Source organism: Rhizobium moroccans, from assembly GCF_057559155.1.
Genome location: NZ_JBHFJG010000009.1, coordinates 22102 through 44113, shown reverse-complemented (window position 1 = coordinate 44113; position 22012 = coordinate 22102). Strand labels below are relative to the sequence as shown.

At 58.7% G+C, this 22012-nt stretch carries 21 protein-coding genes; 8 read left to right on the top strand and 13 right to left on the bottom strand.

The features are described from left to right. Positions 1-74: 74 nt before the first annotated feature. A complete protein-coding gene (locus ACE04I_RS06460; protein ID WP_082118465.1) occupies positions 75-962 on the top strand; it encodes a LysR family transcriptional regulator in 888 nt (295 codons plus the stop codon). An 18-nt stretch (positions 963-980) separates the two neighbouring features. Here the strand turns inward: ACE04I_RS06460 and ACE04I_RS06455 are convergent, their stop codons facing one another. Together ACE04I_RS06455 and ACE04I_RS06450 are read right to left on the bottom strand one after the other, a co-directional pair. Then, a complete protein-coding gene (locus ACE04I_RS06455) occupies positions 981-2216 on the bottom strand; it encodes a type II toxin-antitoxin system HipA family toxin (protein ID WP_487206778.1) in 1236 nt (411 codons plus the stop codon). Then, positions 2209-2805 (bottom strand): helix-turn-helix domain-containing protein, encoded by a 597-nt coding sequence (locus ACE04I_RS06450; protein ID WP_487206777.1) that lies wholly within the window; start codon positions 2803-2805, stop codon positions 2209-2211. Before ACE04I_RS06450 ends, ACE04I_RS06455 begins: the two co-directional genes overlap by 8 nt. Positions 2806-3376: 571 nt before the next feature. Between ACE04I_RS06450 and ACE04I_RS06445 the strand changes: the two genes are divergently transcribed. Beyond that, positions 3377-3703, top strand: a complete 327-nt coding sequence (locus ACE04I_RS06445) for a thermonuclease family protein (RefSeq protein ID WP_487206776.1) — start codon at positions 3377-3379, stop codon at positions 3701-3703. A gap of 114 nt (positions 3704-3817) precedes the next feature. Here the strand turns inward: ACE04I_RS06445 and ACE04I_RS06440 are convergent, their stop codons facing one another. Continuing rightward, positions 3818-4126 carry a DUF982 domain-containing protein gene (locus ACE04I_RS06440; RefSeq protein WP_046796471.1) on the bottom strand — a complete coding sequence of 103 codons (309 nt, stop codon included), beginning with the start codon at positions 4124-4126 and terminating at the stop codon, positions 3818-3820. Positions 4127-4447: 321 nt separating this feature from the next. Here ACE04I_RS06440 and ACE04I_RS06435 point away from each other — a divergent pair, with 321 nt between their 5' ends. The 5 genes from ACE04I_RS06435 to ACE04I_RS06415 all read left to right on the top strand — a co-directional run bounded on the left by ACE04I_RS06435 (position 4448) and on the right by ACE04I_RS06415 (position 7518). Continuing rightward, a complete protein-coding gene (locus ACE04I_RS06435) occupies positions 4448-4897 on the top strand; it encodes a MarR family winged helix-turn-helix transcriptional regulator (protein ID WP_245282154.1) in 450 nt (149 codons plus the stop codon). 54 nt (positions 4898-4951) lie between these two features. Further along, complete coding sequence (locus ACE04I_RS06430; protein ID WP_046796470.1) at positions 4952-5698, top strand: SDR family oxidoreductase; 747 nt, start codon at positions 4952-4954, stop codon at positions 5696-5698. A 325-nt stretch (positions 5699-6023) separates the two neighbouring features. Further along, positions 6024-6263 (top strand): hypothetical protein, encoded by a 240-nt coding sequence (locus ACE04I_RS06425; protein WP_487206775.1) that lies wholly within the window; start codon positions 6024-6026, stop codon positions 6261-6263. A gap of 237 nt (positions 6264-6500) precedes the next feature. Next, positions 6501-6680 (top strand): DUF982 domain-containing protein, encoded by a 180-nt coding sequence (locus ACE04I_RS06420; RefSeq protein ID WP_197082544.1) that lies wholly within the window; start codon positions 6501-6503, stop codon positions 6678-6680. A 538-nt stretch (positions 6681-7218) separates the two neighbouring features. Further along, positions 7219-7518: a GCG_CRPN prefix-to-repeats domain-containing protein gene (locus tag ACE04I_RS06415; RefSeq protein WP_082118457.1), complete on the top strand. Its 300-nt coding sequence runs from the start codon at positions 7219-7221 to the stop codon at positions 7516-7518. A 151-nt stretch (positions 7519-7669) separates the two neighbouring features. On the opposite strand, the gene ACE04I_RS06410 is transcribed toward ACE04I_RS06415, so the two are convergent. The 10 genes from ACE04I_RS06410 to ACE04I_RS06365 form a co-directional block, all read right to left on the bottom strand. Then, on the bottom strand, positions 7670-8980 hold the full coding sequence (locus tag ACE04I_RS06410) for an HlyD family type I secretion periplasmic adaptor subunit (RefSeq protein ID WP_046796629.1): 1311 nt from the start codon (positions 8978-8980) through the stop codon (positions 7670-7672). Continuing rightward, on the bottom strand, positions 8967-10805 hold the full coding sequence (locus tag ACE04I_RS06405; protein ID WP_046796467.1) for a type I secretion system permease/ATPase: 1839 nt from the start codon (positions 10803-10805) through the stop codon (positions 8967-8969). The genes ACE04I_RS06410 and ACE04I_RS06405 overlap by 14 nt, the downstream gene beginning before the upstream one ends. Before the next feature lie 13 nt (positions 10806-10818). After that, a complete protein-coding gene (locus ACE04I_RS06400) occupies positions 10819-11601 on the bottom strand; it encodes a hemolysin (protein ID WP_487206774.1) in 783 nt (260 codons plus the stop codon). Positions 11602-11691: 90 nt separating this feature from the next. Further along, positions 11692-14421, bottom strand: coding sequence for a TonB-dependent hemoglobin/transferrin/lactoferrin family receptor (locus tag ACE04I_RS06395; RefSeq protein WP_487206773.1), 2730 nt, complete (start codon positions 14419-14421; stop codon positions 11692-11694). A 128-nt stretch (positions 14422-14549) separates the two neighbouring features. Beyond that, positions 14550-15566 (bottom strand): FecR family protein, encoded by a 1017-nt coding sequence (locus ACE04I_RS06390; protein ID WP_487206772.1) that lies wholly within the window; start codon positions 15564-15566, stop codon positions 14550-14552. Positions 15567-15644: 78 nt separating this feature from the next. Continuing rightward, positions 15645-16157: an RNA polymerase sigma factor gene (locus ACE04I_RS06385; protein ID WP_487206771.1), complete on the bottom strand. Its 513-nt coding sequence runs from the start codon at positions 16155-16157 to the stop codon at positions 15645-15647. Positions 16158-16305: 148 nt separating this feature from the next. Then, positions 16306-17772: an FGGY-family carbohydrate kinase gene (locus ACE04I_RS06380; RefSeq protein WP_487206770.1), complete on the bottom strand. Its 1467-nt coding sequence runs from the start codon at positions 17770-17772 to the stop codon at positions 16306-16308. After that, the gene (locus tag ACE04I_RS06375) at positions 17769-18731 is read right to left on the bottom strand and encodes a transketolase family protein (protein WP_046796461.1); all 963 of its coding nucleotides are present in this window, start codon (positions 18729-18731) and stop codon (positions 17769-17771) included. Before ACE04I_RS06375 ends, ACE04I_RS06380 begins: the two co-directional genes overlap by 4 nt. After that, positions 18731-19552 (bottom strand): transketolase, encoded by an 822-nt coding sequence (locus ACE04I_RS06370; RefSeq protein WP_046796460.1) that lies wholly within the window; start codon positions 19550-19552, stop codon positions 18731-18733. Before ACE04I_RS06370 ends, ACE04I_RS06375 begins: the two co-directional genes overlap by 1 nt. 47 nt (positions 19553-19599) lie before the next feature. After that, the gene (locus ACE04I_RS06365; protein WP_046796459.1) at positions 19600-20580 is read right to left on the bottom strand and encodes a sugar phosphate isomerase/epimerase family protein; all 981 of its coding nucleotides are present in this window, start codon (positions 20578-20580) and stop codon (positions 19600-19602) included. A 431-nt stretch (positions 20581-21011) separates the two neighbouring features. Between ACE04I_RS06365 and ACE04I_RS06360 the strand changes: the two genes are divergently transcribed. Continuing rightward, positions 21012-21953: a D-ribose ABC transporter substrate-binding protein gene (locus tag ACE04I_RS06360; RefSeq protein WP_046796458.1), complete on the top strand. Its 942-nt coding sequence runs from the start codon at positions 21012-21014 to the stop codon at positions 21951-21953. Positions 21954-22012: the final 59 nt, after the last annotated feature.

The following is a 22012-nucleotide window of genomic DNA, read 5'->3' as shown; positions in this document are numbered from 1 at the left end:
ACCCCTTTCACTCAGCAAAGAAAAATTGCATTTAGTACTCCCTTCATGCTCAAATGTTATGGAGATAAGTGGAAGTGCGCTTGAAACCACGCCAGATGGAAGCGTTTCGAAGCGTGATGATGACAGGCGGGATTACCGCGGCAGCCGACGTCATGAACGTCACGCAGCCGGCCGTCAGTCGGCTGATCCGCGATCTGGAAGATGCCGTTCAGATCATTCTCTTCGAAAGGCAGGGCACGCGCCTGGTACCCACCGCGGAAGCCGCCCAGCTTTTTCGTGAGGTCGAGCGCCTCTATCTCGGCCTGGACCAGATCGCCCAGGCGGCCGACGACATCCGAAAACATAAGAATATTGTTTTGCGCATCGCGAGCGTGACGTCGCTCGTGAGGCCCTTTCTTCATCAGGCCATCATCGATGTCGTCGGAGACCGGCTGGATCTGCCGCTGGTCATCGATGTCGAAAATAGCCGCCATATCTGGGATATGGTCGAGAAGAACCGCTATGACCTCGGCTTCGTGTTCAGTTCGCCGCGCATGGCCGACAAGAATGCGGTTCTGCTGCACAGTTCGCACGCGGTGGCGGCGATGGCTCCCGGCCATCGACTGGCGTCGCGAAGCGCCATCTCGCCGGCCGACCTCCAGGACGAACGTGTACTCATCCCCGGCCGGAATTCACCCCTGAGGTTGACGCTCGACCGCGCCTTCTCGCACGAAGACCACCCGCCGGTATCCACGATGGAAACCTCGATGCTGAACTGCTGCTATTTCGCCGCTTCCGGGATGGGAGTGGGAATTGTCGACCAGACGAGCATCCGGGCCTCCGGAGCTGAAGTCGTGACAATCCCCTTTGAGCCACGCATCGACGTATCTTACTTCGCCATTCGTCCGTCCGGCGGACAACGCATCTCCGTCCTCGACGACATCATCAGCCGGATGGCCGAACTGATGAGGCAGCTCAATTGAGCCAGCGCACTCCGTGTATCAGTTTGCACCTGTCACAATGGGCAGCGTTGCAAGGTGCTTGTCGATGGTTTCCGTCACCGTGCTATCCATCGGCAAGTGGCCTTTTTCCTTGCCCCATTGCTCCATGAACAAAGCCACCGTTTCCTCTGCCGTGCCTATAACGAGCTTGCGCGGCAACGCGGCCTTCGCCGCCAGGTGCTCAAGCTCATCGAGCGTGTATCCGGTAAAATCCTTTGTTCGGCTGAACGTCAGGGCCGACTTGTCATTCGATATATATGGAATCGTTGAGACGAAATCATATGCGGGTGATAGTCGGGCATGGCGTTGATCGGGATAGATCAGTGACCAGTTTTTCAGATGCATGTCGCCGTTCCCGATCAGGACATTGAATGTCACCCTGCGGATGAACTCGGCTACGTCGGCGTGATCCGACTCGGCTGCGATAACCGAGGCGAGATTGCGCAAGCTTGCCTTCTTGTATTTGTCTTCGGGATACACGTCGAAGACCTGCGCAAAATCCTCAATGTGAACCGCGCCGCCATCCTCCATGCGGTCGAACCGCTCAATGATGAATGCCTTGGGGCCAAGCCGTTCGATGCCCTCCGGCAGATTGCGGATCGAACTTACATCGACCAGATCAATCGCCGGTACGTCCATGCCGACCATTCTGGCCAGCGTCATCATCGAGAATTCGTTTTCGGGAACATGAGCAAACTCCCGTGAGGGAAGTTTCACAATCCAGTCACCGCCAACGCCGCTGTCTGGAATGATCAGCCCTGCGCTTGCGTCGTTCACGGCCGAAAACTTGAGTTGCACCCCCGCCAGCGAAAACCGCAAGGCGTCTTCCCTTACCGCCTGAACAGCGTCTTCATCGAGCTTCTGGTGTGCGTCTTCCGGCCATGCCTTGCCATCGGCGGGTTCTACGCTAATCGCTCCTGCCAAATCCTGCCCGAGTACCCATAACAAAAAGAACTCGCGATCAGCATGGATATCCGCCTTCGCGGCAAGGTATTTGCGCAAATGCCCTTCCGGGAGAAGGTTGGAGAAGAATGGCATCAGCTTGATCTTGTAGGGGCGGAAATCCGTGAGCAGCTCCCCGAACTGATCCTTGAACCGCAGGCCGAGCGTCGGCTTGTCAGGATTTTCAATATAGCCGTCATTGAAGGCAAACAGTGTCTTCTCGCCGCCGACATAGGTGATGGTGCCGATCTCTTGGCCGTGCAGGCGTATTTTTAGAACGGAAACGTCAGGCATCGTCATCATCGTCCAGTGTGTAGGCGGGGCGCGGCCCATCCTGAATTTCCGGTGACGGACGTGTGTGGATAATCTGATTGCGGAGATGCGTCATGCTTCGCGCGACTTCCGCGATCTTGGCCCAATCTTTTTGTGATCTTTGTATTCGCTCCAGCGTAGTCCGAAGCTCGCGCAGGGGCTGCAAAAAACTCATGTCGATCTTCAGCGGCTTTATCGCAGCGTGAGCTTTGCGCAAGGCGTCCAGATTGGGAATTTCGGGTATCTTGACCTGCATCGCACGGATTGCCTCCTGAACACGTTGCAGTTCCTTGCCGATGGCAGCGGGCTGGACAGGCGGGTGTTCGGAGGTCTGGCGCGTGATGGATTTTACGGCAGGTACGGCCTTGCGGGGAACGAGCGCGACTTCTAGGTCAAGGGCGTGCGCTAGGGCTGCGAGGCTCGACAGCCGAATATCAACGCCGCTTGCCTCAATCCTTGAAATTTGAGCCTGCGGCACGCCCGACAGCTTGCTTAACTCGGTCTGCCTCATACCTTTGGCAAGGCGCGCCTCGCGCAGAGCCTTGATGATCTTCTGTGCTTCGTAGTTCATGTTTATGTCGAATTCTGCATGCAACCCCATGTTCTATGTATAATAGTGCATAACTGATGCACCCGCAACTACCTATGTCGAATAATGCATAGATACGCCTGTTACATGTAGTTTTCTGCATATTTTCGGAAAAACCCTACCTCGAAATCACCGTCGAAGAACTGGCGTGGCTGGTCGAGCGTGTGAAGGTGCCGCAAGAAACCACCGCCGCAATCTGTGCTGCACACCTCAATGGTTTGGACTGTACTTAAAAAATAAGCCCCGCCATGACCACCAGAATGGCCGAGCGTCGATCGCCGCTATGAATCAAAGTCCGAGCCCCTTCCCCTCATGGGGATCATTCAGATACTCACTAGGGTGCGCAACGCCCGGCGATTAACGACAGCGAGATGCAAGCAGTGAGCGACAACATCATTAAGTTCCAGAAACCGAAACCACCGAAGCAGCCGAGGCAAGTGCCACCGTGGCTTAAGCGCTTGCTCCTTGTTCTTGCAATCATGGCAGCCTTCGCAGCGACCTATATTTACTTCGCTCTCACCGGCACTCCAGCGCAGGCAGCGGGTTTCCAAAGGTGTGGCGGGTCAAGCGGGACTGCGTCGTTGATGGGGACACCCTCTACGTCGGAGCAGATAAGGTCCGGGTCGCTGACGTCGACACTCCAGAGGTGTCGCAACCACAATGCGCCGACGAGAAGGCATTGGGTGACAAGGCTACCGCACGCTTTGTCGAACTAGTGAATAGTGGGCCTTTCGAGATGCGAACCTGGCAAAGACGTGACGAAGATCAGTACGGCCGCAAGCTGCGTGTTCTCATACGTCACGGAAGAAGCTTGGGCGATGTCCTCGTTGAGGAAGGCTTGGCTCGCACCTGGTCGGGACGCCGCGAGTCTTGGTGTTGATCACAATCACAGGCAGGAGGCGGTGACCGCTCCGCACCGCCTCTGGGTCATTCAGACCGAACCATCAGCAGTTCCTCTTTACTCTCCCTGCCGACCTTGAAGGGGGCTTTAAAGCTACGCTGACGCCTGGCGGGCCGGCATAACTGATGCGGGGTGAAAGCTCATTGCTCCCGTCACAATCATCGGCATGCCGGCTTCCAAGCACGCAGCGATAAAGGCTTCGCGCGCCATTTCAGCAGGAACCATTCGACGCAATGCGGCACCGCATTTTCGGACTGCGCGCTCATAGCGCTCCCCGCGACGGAGTGGCCATTCGGTCTCAAGGAAGTCGAGAGCATCGTGAACGCTGAGAAAAGTGCGTTCCAGACCGCACTGCAGCCGAACTTTGACGGGAGCTCTCCAAGGAATATCCGGAATGTTCATGTCTTCCTCCTTCAGTGGACAACCGGATGAAAACAGGCATCAAAGGATATCGGAATCGCGCAACGGGCATTCAAGATGCCCCGATAAAGCCAATCCAAACGAGAGCATCGAGCGTGATGAACTCTACATTCCGCCCATTCCACTGGCGGGGTGAACAGGACGCTCTCAATGTCGCATCCGATAACGGGCCACGCTTTTCCTCACGCTGGATCAGGAGCAGTTTTCACACGCTCGCGCGATTATCGATCGGTGAACTCCCGGGGAGAAACGCGTTCATTACCGTCTGTCCGTTCGGTGATGACTTACGTTCGGGAAGCGGAAATGCTTAAAAAAGGAATGACAAAACCGACGCCTGAACAAATTGAACAACTCACCCTCGCTTTTGAACGGTTCACCCGTCGCTTCAAAGTTGCCGAGGCCGCGGCGGCGATGGAAAATTCGCTCAACGCACTCGACGTTCAGGCCCTCCTATTCGTCAGTGAGCATCCTGATTGCACCTTAGGGGATGTTGCCCGAAACCTCCAAGTCGCGCTTACGACGATGTCTTCCTCCGCCGACCGGTTGGTCCGTAGGGAAATGATTAGGCGGCAACGACCCGAGGCGAACCGACGGTCCGTTGCGCTGACGGTAACCCCGAAAGGGAAGGAAGCAGTCGCAGGCTATATGGCGGGATATCACGATGCTTGTCGCGCGATGCTTGAATCACTTGATGCTGCAGAGCGGGCCGAATTTGTCCGCCTGACGCAAAGAATTGCAGACTACGAAGGTTGAACATTACGAAAATCGTAGTATTTCTCTGCGGTCGAAACGAGCAGGGAAATCATCATGACTCGCACACCACTCACAGCGCTTGTTACCGGTGCGAATAAAGGCATTGGTCTCGCGATTGCGCGCCAGCTCGGCGCAAACGGTCACTCGATCTGGCTGGGATGTCGAGACTTGCAGAAAGGCGACGCCGCAGCACGTGGGTTGCGCAATTTAGGTATCGACATTCGCGCAGTGCAACTCGACGTCACGAGCGACGCCAGCGTGGCTGGTGCCGTCACGACCATAGAGCGCGAGGCCGGCAAACTGGACGTGCTGGTCAACAACGCCGGTGTCATGTCCAGCCAGCCTCCTTCCCTGGCCGAGGAATCGATCGATGAGATCAGGCAAATGTTTGAGACCAACGTGTTCGGCGTCCTTCGGGTGACGCAAGCTTTCCTGCCGCTGCTGCGCAAGTCCGAAGCGGCGCGGATCGTGATGATGAGCAGTGGCTTGAGTTCACTCGGCGATGCCTTAGACATGCGGAGCGAAACCTGGACGGTCGGCTTCGGTGGATACTGCGCTTCGAAGACGGCGCTGAACATGCTTACGGTAAAGCTAGCCAAGGAGCTGGACCCAGAAGGGATAAAAGTGAATGCGGTGGACCCGGGTCTGACATCCACCGACATGACGGGGAACGGACCCGGCCATTCGCCCGATGAGGGTGCTCGCCCGGCCGTTGCCTTGGCGACGACGCACGCGTTCGGCCCCTCGGCAGGCTTTTACGCCTGCTCGGCATCTGGCGACTTAGTTCAGAAGAGATGGTGAAACGGCGGGAGTTCTGAAAGGGAAACGAGATCGCGGCGTGTCTCGTTTCTCGATCGTTTTCTGAGAAAGCCGACTACCCAATGGCAGCTTCGGCACTGACCCTTTGAAAGCTGACCGGCGGGAAGCCACCCAAATCTCAGCCGTTTATGGGTTCGCGGCCTACCGAGATAGCTGGCCTCTTACCCTGCTTTGAGACTGTAGCGTTGATAATAGCCAACGGCGCCTGTGCGAGGCACTTAATAACAATATCAGCCTTTTGGCCGTATTAACGGCACAGCGTAACCGTGGCAAATTCCTTCGCCTTATGGTCTCAGGAGGTCACGGAATGAAAACTGGACGCGATGAGCAGTTGATGGGAGCGATCAATGCAGAAGCTGATCGTTTTTTACCGGACGGAGCCTGTGAGACGAACCTCGGTCAGATCGCTGCGCGCCTGCAGGAGCGCTATCCTCATAGGACCGGACAAGAAATTGAAAGCCGGTTGCGACTGGTGATGTGGTCCCGTGGCCAATTCTCAGCAATCCGGCCAGACAGGCACGGACTCACTGCCGCCACCAAGGGATGAAGCGGAAGCGACCGAGGCGCGTGGTTCCTCCCGTATTGGGAGGGCAAAGCTGCCGGGCAGGCACTGACGGCTGCGACCGATAATTATGATATCAGCGGCCTGTAAAAGCCCAGCACCGCCGGCTATTGCTGGACTCGGCATATCATAGATGCCACTGTGCCGCTGCTAGGCAGTGATGGGAAGCACATGACAACTTTGTTCTGGGACCGGCCTGTTCGGGTTGGGGAAATCATGATCATGGGACCGCTCAACGCCTACGATTTTATGACATCGAGCTGGCCACTTCTGAAAGATTCACATTTCATGGCAGCCTCAGAAGCAATCCTTGCCGCACTCGATGGACGTGGCAGCCCTGATCTCGCCCGCGAGCGTTTCGAGATGGCATTGGCATCGGCGGAATTGGCGGTAGACGGTTAACCGAGGAACAAACCCTTCTGCACCGAGGTTTGTTGGCCATCTATAACCGGAGGCCATCCCATGAAATTTCCGCTCATTGCGACAACCGTCGCCCTAGCTGTATCCAGCGGTGCGTCTTTAGCCCAAACTCCCAACACCCCGCCGAGCCCTCCGCCACAGACAGAGGACGACCGCTCCCCGCCAGCTCCATCACCAGCGGGTGCTCCCGAGATGAATGGGAGCGATTGGCGAATGCATCCATCACCACGAGAACGAGGCGCGCGTTTTCGGATCGAGACCGGCCGAACCTCGATCGATCTGCGTTGTGCGGAGGGCGAGACGACGAAAGAATGCGCAGACTCGCTTCTGCAAGTGCTTGACAGGCTGCAAGGCTCCCCATCGGACGATCGGAGCCGGCGAGATGACGTCAGAGAGCGTCCACGTGATTGGTGAGCGGGCCCAATAGCTCCCATCGAAATCTTTCGCAAAGCTGAACGAGGACTTCAGCCATCATTCAGCGACACGGGCGCTAAATGTCTTCGTTAGAGGAGGCATTGACATGCGAAAGATCATCATTGCTGCCACCCTGCTGATCGGCTCACTGCTAGGTACCGGCGTGAATGCCATGCCGCTCGGCGGGATAAACGTTCCATCGGCGTCTCCTATCGTGAACGTCGATTGGGCATGCGGTCGAGGATGGCACCTGAACCGGTGGGGCGAGTGCCGGCCGAACCGTTGGCGGCCGCCGCCGCGACGTCATTATGGATGGGACCGCCCACGCGGATGGCATTACGACCGCCCTCACCGCCACCATCGGCACGAGCATGGCTGGCGAGAACGCCGGTGGCGAGATTGGTGATTGGCAACCTTGCCGTTCTTGCTCTTCTCAAGGGGATGGGTTCCGAGACCCATCCCTTCATTAGAACGGCAATGCATTTCCGTCCTGGACGAGTGTCAGACGGATGAGCGAGCTGATGAGGTAACCGATTGAGCCCGCGGCTGGCTAGGAATTATTCCTCGCGGAATGCGCGTCTGATCTGATCTGAAAGCGGCTTTGCCAGATAGGAGAGAGCCGTGCGCTCGCCGGTTTGAATGAAGGCCTCTGCCGGCATTCCGGGAACCAGTACCAGGCCATCCAGCCGCAGCAGTTCATCAGCAGGAAGCAAGAGCCGCACAAGATAATAGGAGAAGCCGGTGCGGGGGTCTTCCGTCAGGTCGGCTGCAACACGCGTCACCGTGCCGTTCAGCTCTGGTGTCGTACGCTGATTGAAGGCAGACATCCTGACGACCGCCTTTTGACCGACCGTGATCTGATCAATATCCTGGGGAAGGATGCGGACCTCGAGCGCCAGCTTGTCGCTCTCGGGAACAATGGACATGATCACATCTGCCGGCGAAATCACGCCGCCGATGGTGTGGACCGTCAGCTCATGCACCGTCCCCTCCTGCGGTGCCGGGATATCGATGCGCCTCAATTGATCTTCAGCGGCTATCTTTCGCTCGACGAACTCGCCAATCTGTCCCTGCACTTCCCGTAGCTCCCGGCCGACTTCCGTCTTCAGGTCCTGATCGATCTGGGCGATCTGGAGTTTCGTTTCCGAGATGCGGCCGGCGGCCTGCGCCTGAAATGCGATCTTTTCGCCCCGCTCCCCGCCGAATGTTGCCGCCTGCGTTTCCAGGCCGTTCAGCCGCTGAACCGAGACAATGCCTTTTTCATGAAGCGCGCGAAGCGAGGCAATCTCCGCCTCAAGCACCTTGAGCCCGCGGTCATAGGCAAGCTCCTGCGCCTTGAGACCTGCAATTTCGTGCTCGAACTGCGTGATCCGTTCGAGCAGTTGCGACTTGTTTCCTTCCCTGGACTTCCTGCGGAACTCGAACAGACGCTCCTCGCTTTGCAGGACCAGGTCGACATCGCTGTTACCTCGACGTTGCAGAAGCGAAGCCGGAAAGCTGATTGTCGCAAGATCATCCCGTTCGGCCTCCAGCCGGGCAAGCCGGGCATTGAGTTCATCCAGACGCTTGGTCACGATGGCGAGATTGGCTCGCGTCTGGGTGGCATCGAGGCGCATCAGAACCTCTCCGGCAGCGACGCGTTGCCCCTCGCGAACGAGAATTTCTCCGACGACCCCACCTGTCGGATGCTGTATTCGCTTGACGTAGGAGTCGACCACGAAATGGCCCGAAGCCATGACGGCCCCCGCGAGATGGGTTGTCGAAGCCCAGGCGCCTGCGCCGAAGATCAAGGCAATCCCGACCACAAGTCCCGCGAAAAGGTGTTGGTGGATCGATCGTGAGACGGGGTCCGCTTTACTGTTCAACATCGCTGCCATCCTTGCTCGCCGCCGATGTGATCTCCGACGACGCCGCCACTACCCGAAAGGGCGTGATCGTGCGGCCGCTCGCCTGAAAGGGGTGGCTCTCCCCGGCACCCCCTACACCGCGCGAGCGCGCTTTCAAAACGCGGGAAAGAACCTCATCCTTGGGGCCAAACGCCGCCATTCGCCCATTGTCGATCATCAGCACGAGATCGACCGAACCCAGGGCACTTGGGCGATGGGCCACGACGACTGCGATCCCGTTGCGCGCCCGAATCGCCGCAATGGCTTTCACGACCGCAGCTTCTCCTTCGGCATCGAGATTCGCATTCGGCTCATCCAGGACAACGAGAAAGGGATTGCCATAAAGGGCCCGAGCCAGGCCGATGCGCTGTCGCTGCCCGGCGGAAAGCATCGACCCCGCTTCGCCGATTTCCGTTTCATAACCCTTTTCGAAACGCAGGATCAATTCGTGGGCTTCCGCTGCCCTCGCGGCTTCCACGATGGCTTGCGGATCGGCGTCTTGATCAAAGCGTGAGATGTTCTCACCGATGGTTCCCTCGAACAGCTCCACCCCTTGCGGAAGATATCCGATATGCTTTCCAAGAGCGTCACGGTCCCATTGGTCGAGGCTTGCCCCATCGAGCCGCACTTTTCCGCCAACGGGTGACCAGGCGCCCACGATCACCCGGCTGAGCGTCGACTTGCCGGAACCGCTTGGTCCGATGACGCCGACCGCGCTACCTGCCCACAAGGAAAAGCTCACCCCCGCGATAGTCGGTATCTTCGCCGAACCGGGCGGAACGATCGTCAGGTTTTCGACCGTCAGACTTTCAGTCGGGGCGGGAAGCGCCATGACCGCAGGCGTTTCCGGCATCATCGAAAGCAGGCCGCTCAACCGGTCCCAGCTCTGACGTGCCATGAGGAACGGCTTCCAGCTCCCGATCGCCAGATCCACGGGCGCCAGCGCACGGCCCATCATGATCGAACTGGCAATCATGACGCCTGCCGTCACCTGCTGCTCGACGACGAGCCATGCCCCCACACCGAGGATGGCGGATTGAAGGATGAGGCGAAGCGAGCGGGAAACCGCTCCAAACTGACCCGCCACATCGCCCGCCCTTCGGTTGGAGGCGAGATATGCCGCATTCACCTGCCGCCACCGCATCGAAAGGCGCTCCTGAAGGCCAAGCGCGCGGACGACTTCCGCGTTTCGGCGACCCGCCTCCATGGCGGCACTCCTCACCATCCCATGCCTTGTTGCCTCGCGGATCGGGGTCCGGGAAAGAAAATCGGTCAAGGCTGTCATCGTAATCAGCGCAATGGCACCAACCGAGGCCGTCACGCCGATCCAGAAATGGAACGCAAAGCAGATGGCGAGATAAAACGGCATCCAGGGAAGATCGAAGAAAGCCGCAGGTCCCTGCCCGGAAAGGAAGCCTCGCACATTATCGAGATCCCGCAGGGGCTGAAGCCCGTCGCCGGGCATTTTCGTCTCAAGGGGCAGGCGGAGCACTGCCTCGTGGATGCGGCCCGAAAGCTGGTGGTCGAAGCTCTCCCCGATCCTCAGCAGGATGCGTGAACGAATGATGTCGAGGCCCGCCTGCACGAGGTAAAGAATAAGAGCCAAGACAGCCAGGCCGATAAGGGTAGGAATGCTCCGGCTCGCGAGCACGCGATCATAGACCTGCAGCATGAACAAGGGCGAGGTCAGCGCCAGCAGGTTTACAACGCCGCTGATCAACGCTACGCCCGTGATCGCCGCTCTGGCCGTCGGGACGACCGCCGCAGCCCTAAGCTGCGGCGACGCCTTCTTTGGTGTGGTGACCAAGAATTTCGTTCCCTTAGAAGACGAAATTACCGGAGGTCAGAGCGGACCTGTTCACGCCTTCAAGCGTGATCGTTCCAAGCCCTCCAAAATCGATGACGGTATTGGCGCCAACCTGCGAAGATGCCGCAAGGACTTCCGCATAAGTGTCGAAAGCCGTGCTGGCGAGGCCGGAAAGGTCGATGAAATCGCCATTGGCGCCGGCAAAGAAGCCGGAAACGCTGTCATTGCCGATCGATGATGCAAGCGAGCCGGCAATATCCCGATCGAAGACGAAGGTATCCCTTCCGGCGCCGCCATTGAGATCATCGTTTCCGTCGAAGCTGTAGAGGCGGTCGGCCAGGGCCGTTCCGTTCTGAACCGTGCCGACTTGACCGAAATAGTCGTAGAGGCCCGGCTGCGCGTTGCCACTCGGCGCCGTGACGCCGGTGAAGCTACCGCCATGCGAGAGCGAATAGATCGCACCGTTGAGCGCTGCGTTCGGGGCATCGCCGATCTGGACGGTGAGGCCGGCGGTCGCAAGGCTGAAGCCCGAAGCGGTCGAGCCGTTGAGATCCGTGCCGAACTGCAGGTTGTTCACCGTGCCGGTAAAACCGCCCGGAGGTACATAGGCGAAGTTGCCGTTCATGATGACGCCGCTGTTGGTCGTGCCGGCTACATTTCCGGCTGCCCACTGCGTTGCAGCCGCGAAGCTCGGGCTGAATTCACCATTGCCGTTGTAACCGAAGTTAGCTGTCCAATTAGTGAAATAGCCAACCAGATCACGATTGGCCACAGTGAGATTGATAGTCGCAACCATGTTCATCTCCTTAGTTTTCTGGATTGCCCGCCAACTTGGCGAACCTGGGTTTCACGGCGGCTCCGCCGCGAATGTCTCGTTTGCACCGCGTCAGAAGTTCATTTTCAGCGATGCAGTGAAGGTTCGGCCCGCCGCAGGGTAGGATTGGATGCCGAGCGAGGGAACGTATCGCTCGTCCGTCAGGTTGGAGACACCGAACCGCAGCTTGGCTTGCGGGGTCACATCGAAGGACCCATAGAGGTCGTAGGTCGTGTAGGCCGCATTGGTGTAGCCACTGAGCTGGCCGAACCCGGTCTCCGTTTCACTCACGTGATTGACGCGCGCGCCAAGCACGAGCCGCTCATCGAACAGGCGTATGCCGGCATCGAGGGTGAACTTTTCGCGGGGTGGCAGGTAGAGAACGGTGGGACGCGGCGTATTGCCGAATCCCGCGTCGGGTCCGTCGATCGTATAGGTGTCGGCCCAATCCGTATCGACGTTCGTGTAAGAGCCGCCGAAATAGACATAGCCAAGATCGTAGCTGGCCTCAATCTCGAGGCCACTCATCTTCGTCGTGCCGTCGAGATTGACGCTGCTCGTATAATATCGCCTGGCCGGCTCGAAATACCGGTAACCCATCGAGATGTAGTCCTCGATATTCCTGCGGAAATAGACGGCTTTCATCCGGAAGGCATCGTCCGCTGTGAAAACGGCATCCTGCGAGATATTGACGCCCAGCTCCCAGGTTTCGCCCTTTTCCGGCTTCAGGTCCGGATTGGGTGTGTTCTCGAACGGCAGCCCCGGATGCCCACCCGAGATGAGCGCTTCAAAAACCGCGGGCGGGCGATAGCTGCGCGAATAGCTGACGAACGGTTGCAACCATTCGAAGGGTTTAACCGCGATCGTGGCGGAAGGCAGCCATGCGCCCCCCGACTTGTCGACCTCGACCGGAAAAGCGTCATACACGGTCTCAAAGCCATCAGAGGGAGAGTCCCACTCTTCACAAGCCGGCGTTGCGAATTCCCATCCGGGACCGGGATTGGGAACGGCACCATCCAGCAAGGTCGAACCATCCGGGCTCACCCAAAGCCCGTTCGGATCGGGCGTACCGTCTGAATCGATATCCTGCCATCGCACGCAATTGCGGGGTGTTACGACGGTTCTTTGATTGTGGACAACCGTTGAACCCCGCAAGCGATAATAATCATAGCGCAAGCCGCCCGTCAGGGTCAGCCAGTCCTCGTGCTGCAAGGTGGCGCTGGTGAAGCCGCTGGCCATCAGGCGTTTGCCCGGCGGGTTGGCGCCGCGCAGGCCCCACGCACCGTCATATCCGATATCGGCTGCCGGGATCGTCAGGCTCCTGGTATTGCCGTTGTCCTGGTATCCCTCGACGCCGTAGTGAAGCGCCAGATCGCCGAAAGGCAAGGTGAGGCGGCTGGTGTTCTCAAGGCTGCCACCGAAGCTTTCCATTCCGTAGGAGTAATCGTCCGTGGTACCGGTGCCGTAATCCCGTTTCTCGTCGTTCACCGTGTCGTTGTACCAGAGCCGCAGTCTGGCATTGACCAACTCCGACTCAGGATCGTAGTCCCAAGTCGCCGTGAACGTATCGTTGAAATAGTCCTGTTCGTTGGTTCGCAGTCCCCCGACTATGCCACCATAGCCGCCGGTGGCTCCCGTAGCCTTGTAATGCATCCAGGACCCCTGAAAGGTCAGGTCATCGGTGATCTCCCATTCGGCCTTGAGAAGCGTGTTGAGTATCTCGCGGCGCGAAAAGAGCACATCGTCATCGACCACCGTCAGGCCCGGCAGCAGTGACGCGATTTCGCCATGGCTGCCGATCTTGTAGTCGCCGATGTTGCGGATGGCGACGCCACCGAGCAGCGAGAACGTGTCCGACAGGCGCACCGCACCGATGGCCGAACCGACGAAATTGTATGCGTTGGTGCCGGTGCCCGCCTCGATCTCCGCGCCAATGTCCTTGCCAGATTCCAGGATATCGTCCACGCCGACCGATCGGAAATCGACGAGACCTCCGAGCGAACCCGCCCCGCCGACGCCCCTGACCGCGCCCTTTTCCACTTCGATGGAGCGAATGAAGGCAGTGTCGACAAACGTCTGCTGATATCCGCCATGGCCGGATCGCTGGAAATTCTGCCTGGCGCCATCGATGCTGGTCGTGATCCGGCTCATGTCCTGAAGACCGCGTATGTTGACAGCGATACCCGGTTTTTGTCCTTCCGCACGATTGGTGATAACGCCGGCAACATTATCGAGTGCGTCGGAGGCGCTGCGCGTCGCGGGATTGTTCTCGATTGCCTCTCTGGAGACGACACTGACGCTTCGGGGTTCTCCGTAAACCCAATCCGGCGTGCCTTGATAGCCCGGACCTCCATTGGCATTGCGACCGGTTTTGCCCCTGACGACGATCGTGGGCAGTGTGGTTGCCGCATCATCCGAGCCCGTCACGGACGAGCTTAGAATCGCCTGATCGACGTCGCCGATCTGGTAGGAAACGCCCGTTCCCACGAACATTCGCTCCAAGGCGATTTCCGGACGATAACTGCCCTTGACGGGGTTGGTTCTGATATTAGAGCCGACGCCGGCCGGCAGGGTTATCTGAAGACCGGACTGCCGATTGAAGGCGCTGATGGCGCTCAATATCGGCAGCGAAGGAATATCGAAACGCCGCGCGCCTTGATCTGTCTGTGCCTGGGATGACCCGGCGTCACCCTGTTGCGCATAGCCGATCCCTGCACCCAGCAGTATCGCCAGCGCGGTCGTACCCCATAAAAACGCTCCGGTGCGAACCCCTCGCACCAAACCCAATGCCCCACCAGTCATTTCGTCCTGCAATCTCCAAAGGCGCCCCCAATCAGGCGCTTCCAGAAACTAGACAAACTGGCGAAGGATTTTTTCCGATGTTTTTCTCCGAAATTCGAAAAAGCTGATTCCGATCATGTTGAAGTTGATCATAGCCGCGTGATCATCCGGATCGCGGAAGAAATATCCCGGACCTTTCCTCCATGCGCGCTGACCAGCGCCCGCAGTGCCTTGTCGGGCTCCGACAGGTCGTAAACACCGGTGACGCGTGAAGCCGCCAGCCCTCTGTCGGGCATAAGGATCCATGCCGGGTGATAACGCTGAATCTCGGCCACGACTTCACCGATAGTGGAATTTGCCACCAACAGCCGTCCCGCGCGCCAGACCCCGATGTCATCCGCGGAGACCTGATCGACCGACATTTTCCCCGTTTGCCTGTCGACGATCAGCAGATTGCCCGCAGACAGTGTCTGCGTCGCCGTGGTCTTTCCGGAATGGACGGAAGCGCGAATTGAACCCCGTGCAAGACCGATATCGGTTTGCCCTTCTCCCAGCCGAACATCGAACGCGGTGCCCAGCACCTCTATCCTCACCTCGGAAGCATCGACAATGAATGGACGTGCCTCATCGTGGGCCACATCGAAAAAGGCTTCCCCCTCGAGCAGGGTAACCCTCCGGTATCCTCCAGAAAAGTCCGTCCGGATTGCCGAAGAGGCCCCCAGTTGAACCGTGCTGCCGTCTTCGAGAGCGATCGAGCGGGTTTCGGCCGTCGTCGTCAGATAATCGGCCTGCCATTCGATCGCCAAGCGAGGAACCACCAGGAGCGCCGCAAAACAGAGAAGGGCCGACGTTATCCCTCCAACGAGCATCCTCCGGGCAAAGCCCTTGATCGCCTTCTTCCTTGCATGCGGCGATGACGGACTGGCCTTGTCGGCAGTGGGGGAACGAGGCGCGCTGATCCGTTTATAGTGCAACGGCGCCGCGCCGAGGGCTTGCCACATGAGGCGGGTTTCTTCCCACACCCGCCGGTGCTCGGGCGAGCGGTCCAGCCAGGCATTCAGGCCATCGAAGTCACGACAGTCCGGTGACTGGAGGTCGATCAGCCACCTTGCCGCTTCTTCTCTGATGGCATCGATGTCATTTTCATGCGGGACAGTCGGCTTCATGCACTCTTTGCCTCGGCGAACAGATTTTGTTTGTAACAAATTAGACAAATAGCTCGGGCGTTTTTTCCACCTGTCCGGTCATGTAAGGTGCCTGGTCAACCGTTTGGACAACTGGCTCATCGCGGATGTCAGGGTTCTATGCACCGTCGTTACCGACAGGTCGAGACGATCGGCAATCTCCTGGAGCGTGTATCCATCGAACCGGTGCATTTCGACAATGACACGCGTCTGGTGAGGGAATTCGCTTAGCGCCTGCGCGATGATCCTCACCTGATCGTTGAAAACAGCTTCCTGCTCCGGCGTGGGAACTTTGAGAGGCTGAATCCACTCAGGCGCATGTTCGGTGGCCTGTGCCAGCTCGTATCTTTGCCGTCGGCGCCTGTTGAGTGCGAGATTTCTGACGACCCGCCGAAGATATGCGCTCGGGGTCTCCACGCAATCGAGGTTTTCCGCGGAAAGCTTCGAAAACGCCTCCTGGACGATTTCTTCCGCTTCATCTCTCGAACCGACGAAGGATGCGGCATAGGAAATCAAAGAGGCGCGATGCGTGGCGTAGAGGCCGTTACGTCTGTCGTCCCTTTCCATGCCCATGAAATCAGATCGCCGTGTATTGCAACGAGTCAGCTCTATACGCTTCAGGTTGCGAATAGCACAGAAAAATATGAGTTACACAATCATGTTTTGCATGCCCGATTTTCGATGGACTGCGGCGACATCGCTTCCTTGGGCAGCAATAGCTTCAAGCCGCCGTCAGCAGTGCCAGCAGCGATCGCCAGTTCCGAATGACTTGCGAACGCCACGCGGCCGAATCCTGGCGAGGTTCAAACAGCTCCTGCCGCATATTGGATAAAGACGAAGGCTCTCCCAAACCGGTCAACACCATTGCTGCGGCACCGAGAGCCCCCACCTCGGCCGCGCCGCTGCGCGTGACGGAGCGATCAAGAACATCTGCCTGCAATTGCATGAGAAAGTCGTTTGCGGATGCACCGCCATCGGCCAGCAGGCCATGCAGTTGCGCGCCTATGTCTTTCTCCATTGCCAGGAACACATCGCTCACCTGCAGCGCTATGGCATCGAAGGTTGCACGAGCGATGTGAGCCCGGGTCGTGGCCAGCGTCATGCCGGAGATTGTACCCGATACCCTGTCATTCCAATGGGGAGCACCGAGCCCCGCAAGGGCCGGTACGAAGACGACCCCAGCCGAATCCGCTACCGTCTGCGCGAGGTCGGAAAGAGCGCCGGCATCGGCAAGCCCGAGCACATCGGCGGCGAAGGCGGCCGCCTGAGCGGATACGGTGATATTGCCTTCCAGCGCATAGGCTACTCCGTTCTTGTCGCTCCAGGCGATCGTGCTGGAGAGCCCGCTATGCGACAGCACGCGGCTTGATGTGAGGGTCATCAGCGAGGAGCCGGTGCCATAGGTGGCCTTGACCAGGCCCGGCGCGCGGACGCCATGGCCATAAAGGGCGGCATGGCTATCGCCCATCATGGCGAGAATTGGGACCCCGCCCTTGAGCGCCGTTGTCCCTTCCGCCACCTCACCGAAGCGGCTGTCGGATGGTCTTACCTCCGGCAATACCGATAACGGCACCTCGAATAGGTCGCAAAGGCTCTCATCCCATTGAAGGTTGCCCGTGTGGAAAAGCTGCGTACGCGAGGCGTTTGAATGGTCCGTGGAAAATATCGCTCCGCCGGTCAGCTTGTACAGGAGCCAGCTGTCGACCGTACCGGCACGTAGCCGACCTTGCGCGGCGAGCGGCGCAGCCTCGGACACGTTTTGCAGGATCCAAGCCAGCTTGGAGGCCGGAAACAGGGCATTGATGGAAAGGCCAGTTGCTTCCACTACGCGCGTGTTCGCGCCATTGGCGATCAGTGCTTCGCATGCCGGAGTGGTGCGCCGGCACTGCCAGAGAATTGCCGGCGCGATTGGGTTGCCTGTTTTTGCGTCCCAGACGACGAGCGTCTCGCGCTGGTTGGCGATTGCAAGTCCTTCGATCTCGAAGGTACCGCTCCGGACGAGATCGGCAATCGCGGTCTGAACACTGGTCCAGATATCTTCGGCGGACTGCTCAGCCCATCCCGGGCGAGGATAATGAGACCTCAAAGGCGCCGAAGCCTTGGCAACCAAGCCGCCGGCGGCATCGACCAGAATGGCTTTCGTGTTGGTCGTGCCCTGGTCGATGGCGATGACATACCCGCCACTCATCCGCGTTTGCGCCCGATCGCCTTCCGGGCCGTTCTGGCGATGCCGGCGGCCGTTAGGCCGAAATGCTCGAACAGCCATTCCACCGACCCGGTCGGAACGAAGCCCGGAAACCCCATCCGCTCGACCGGAACCGGCAGATTGCCCGCCGTATGTTCGGCAACGGCACCGCCGAGGCCTCCATGGATGCTGGCCTCCTCGACTGTGACGATTGCCCCCGTTTCGCGCGCTGCGGCCAAGACGGCCGATTCGTCGAGAGGGGAGATAGTGGCCATGTTCAAGACACGTGCCGAGATGTCTCCTGCCTCCAGTTCGGCCGCCGCCGCGACCGCCAGGTGAACCATGGTGCCGCAGGCTATGATGGTCACATCACTGCCCTCGCGAACGAGTTCAGCTTTGCCAGGCCGGAATACACGGTCTGGAACGGCAATATCCGGCACCGGCATGCGGCTCAACCGGATATAGACAGGACCGTCGTGGACGGCGGCCCATTTGACAGCCTCGACCGTTTCCCAAGAATCTGCGGGAACGACAACGGTGATGCTGCCCAGTGGTCGAAGCCAAGCGAAGTCCTCGATAGAGTGATGGGTCGGCCCCAGTTCGCCATATGCGACGCCGGATGATTGGCCGATGAGCTTGACGTTGAATTTGGCATAGGCGATGTCCGCCTTCAGCTGTTCGAGCGCACGGCCCGTCAGGAAGCAGGAAGCGGCGGAGACGAAGGGGATCCGACCGCCATTGGCAAGACCTGCCCCGACACCGACCATGTTCTGCTCGGCAATGCCGACATTGACCAGGCGGTCCGGATACTTCTTCTGAAAGCCCCCAAGCTTCGACGAGCCGACGGAATCGTTGACGACGGCGACAATGCGTGGATCTTGCGCCGCAAGCTCTTCGAGCGTGCGCGCCCAGGCGTCACGACAATCGTGGGTGCCTTCGTGTTTTACAGCGGGCGCGGCCATCACACCAGTTCCTTCATTGCCGTTTCAAATTGGTCCGCATTCGGCACCCCATGATGCCACGAAGCCTTGTTTTCCATGAACGACACGCCCTTGCCCTTGACGGTATTGGCAATCACGCAGAGCGGCTTCGACCGTCCGCTGGGCGGCGTCGATAGCACGTCCAGCAACGCTTGCACGTCATGGCCATCGACGGTTTTCACATCCCATCCGAAAGCGCGGAACTTGTCGTCCAGAGGATCGAGACCATTTGTCTCCTCCGTCCCCATCCCCTGTTGCAGCCGATTGCGATCGACGATCAGCGTGAAATTACAGAGCTTGCGGTGGCCGGCAGTCATTGCCGCTTCCCAGTTCGAGCCTTCCTGCAACTCACCATCACCGGTCAGGACAAAGGTGCGATAATCGCTGTTGGTCAACTGTCCGGCAATCGCTATGCCGACACCGACGGGCATGCCGTGACCAAGCGGGCCGGTATTGGTTTCCACGCCCGGGAGATAGTTGCGGTTCGGATGGCCGTTCAGCTTCGAGTTCGGCTGCATATAGGTGGCCAGCCAGTCTTCCGGATAATAACCGGCGGCGCAAAGGGCGGTATAGAGCGCACCGGTTGCGTGTCCCTTCGACATGATGAAGCGGTCCCGCTCCGGCATATCCGGCTTCCTCGGGTCATAGTGCATGACGCCGAAATAGAGTGTTGCGATGATGTCGATCGCCGAGAAATCCCCACCCGGATGCCCGAGCTGTGCATCGAACACCATGGTGAAGGCGCGGCGGCGCATCCACAAGGCTTTCTGCCTGATCGTGTCGACGATATCGTTCTTCAACATGGTAATAGGCCTTTCAATGCCGATCTGGCTCCTGCCGTTTCCCGCGCCTACATCGCCCCGAACAGGGCTTTCTGAGCGATCTTCAGCGCGCCAATCGCGTCATGGCGGCTTTGCGCCTCCTTGAGCGCATCCACGTCCAATGCATCGAGACCTTTCGCTGCAGCCTTGAGAAAGTCGATGGCGTGATTGGCGGTGGCGACGCTGTCCTCGCGGAAGGGGAACTGATCAAGTTGCCACACGCCCTCCCACTTGTTCTTCCGAAGCACGTGGAAAAACTCGAAGATCTCGATCGGGTGCAGGCTGCCGGCAACCAGGTCGTCGTCCCAGGAGCGATAGTTGTCGTTGACATCCATGCCGAACAGCCGCCCATAGTCGATCGCGAGCTGAGCGCTGTCGGCAGCCGATTCACCGCCCATGATGGCGTGGCCGAAGTCGAGCAGGATGCCGACATTGGGCAACCCAATCTTCTCGATGCCAAGAAGCGTGCGAGCGACAGAACCGAAACTCATTCGCACCCGCGGCTCGCGCGGCTTGTACTCGATGACAAATTTAAGATCCGGGTTCTCACTGGCGAGCTGGCCAACTCCATCCAGCGAATGCTTCCAAAGTGTGCCGTAGTCGACCTGGAAGGGATAATCCCAGCCGTCCTGCCCCGGCCACAGCTTCACGTAGTCGGCGCCGAAATAGCGAACCTGATCGCAGGCTTCGGTCACCAGCTCATGGGTGCGACGGCGGACGCCCGCATCGGGATTCGTGAAGGAGCCCTTGACGAATTCACGCGTGTAGATTTCCGGCGTGATGCCGATGACACCGAGCTTGTTGCGATCCAGCGCCTCCTTGATCTGGGCATTGGAGAAGTCGCCGCCGAAAAAAGGATAATTGATGTCGACCACCGAAAGGTCCCGGACCTGACCGGCAAGGTCTATGGCCTCGATGACGCTCCGCGGGATGCCATAACCGTCAGTGGCGTAGCGGTCGAGGTAGGTGGCAAAGTGCCAGATTCCGGCGCCGAAACGTGGGGTGGTCATAAGGTTCCTCCATTTGACTCAGTTATTGGAAAGGACAAGGCACCGACGGCAGGAGCGGAGAACTGCAGTGGCGCGATTGAGCTCGGCCCAAGCTTCCTCCAGTGCACTGCCGCGGCAAGCTCAGGCAGTTGCTACGAGCCGGCACATCTCCTCCTAAGGCCGCGTTCTCAAAAAAAGCCGCCTTTTGAATACTTTTGATCTCTTTCGTTTGTTGCGTTTCATCGCATGTATCATGACTGGGTTCAAGAAGTTTTTCCCCTCGCGGCCAATTCCACGCACTCTAGCCTCGTGTATGCGCCGCCGCACGCCAATTTTCCACCTTCTATGCGGCGCATAAATCGACCTAGATTAAAAGAATATTGACAGGAAACGAAAGCAATCGATAGGATATGAAAACCACTGGAGGGTGGGTTCGTTAAAGGGAGGTCCACATGCTTATTACCAAACGTCTACTTATGTCCGCAGTAGCTCTCGGCATGCTCGGACTTGCGTCCGGCACCGCGCTTGCCGCCGACACCATCGCCATCATCACGCCCAGCCACGACAATCCGTTCTTCAAAGCCGAGGCTGATGGCGCCGCAGCAAGGGCGAAGGAACTTGGCTACGAGACGATGGTCATGGTCCACGATGACGATGCCAACAAACAGAACGAGCTGTTCGATTCGGCGATCGCCGCGGGCGTCAAGGCCATTATCCTGGACAATGCCGGCGCAGACGCGTCCGTCGCAGCGGTCCAGAAGGCAAAGGACAAGGGCATTCCCTCGTTTCTGATCGACCGCGAAATCACCGCGACCGGCGTCGCTGTCTCGCAGATCGTCTCCAACAATTATCAAGGAGCGCAGCTCGGTGCGGAAGAATTCGTCAAGCTGATGGGCGAAAGCGGAAATTACGTGGAGCTGGTGGGCAAGGAGTCCGACACCAATGCGGGTATCCGCTCGCAGGGCTATCATGACGTGATCGACCAGTATTCCGACATGAAGATGGTTGCGCAGCAGACGGCAAACTGGTCGCAGACGGAAGCCTATTCGGTGATGGAATCGATGCTGCAGGCACATCCGGACATCAAGGGCGTTATCTCGGGTAACGACACGATGGCGATGGGCGCCTACGCGGCACTCGAGGCGGCCGGACGAAAAGACGTGATCGTGGTGGGTTTCGACGGTTCCAACGATGTTCGCGACTCCATCAAGAATGGAGGCATAAAGGCGACCGTGCTTCAGCCGGCCTTCCAGCAAGCCCAGCTTGCGGTGGAACAGGCCGACAAGTTCATCAAGACCGGATCAACGGGCCTCGAGGAGAAGCAACTGATGGACTGCATTCTCATCAATAGCGAGAATGCGTCGAAGCTCGAGACGTTCGCACTGGCTGAGTAAGCAGCGAAAGCGCCACCCGGACCACCAACGGTCCGGGTGGGTTTCTAACCAGATAAAGT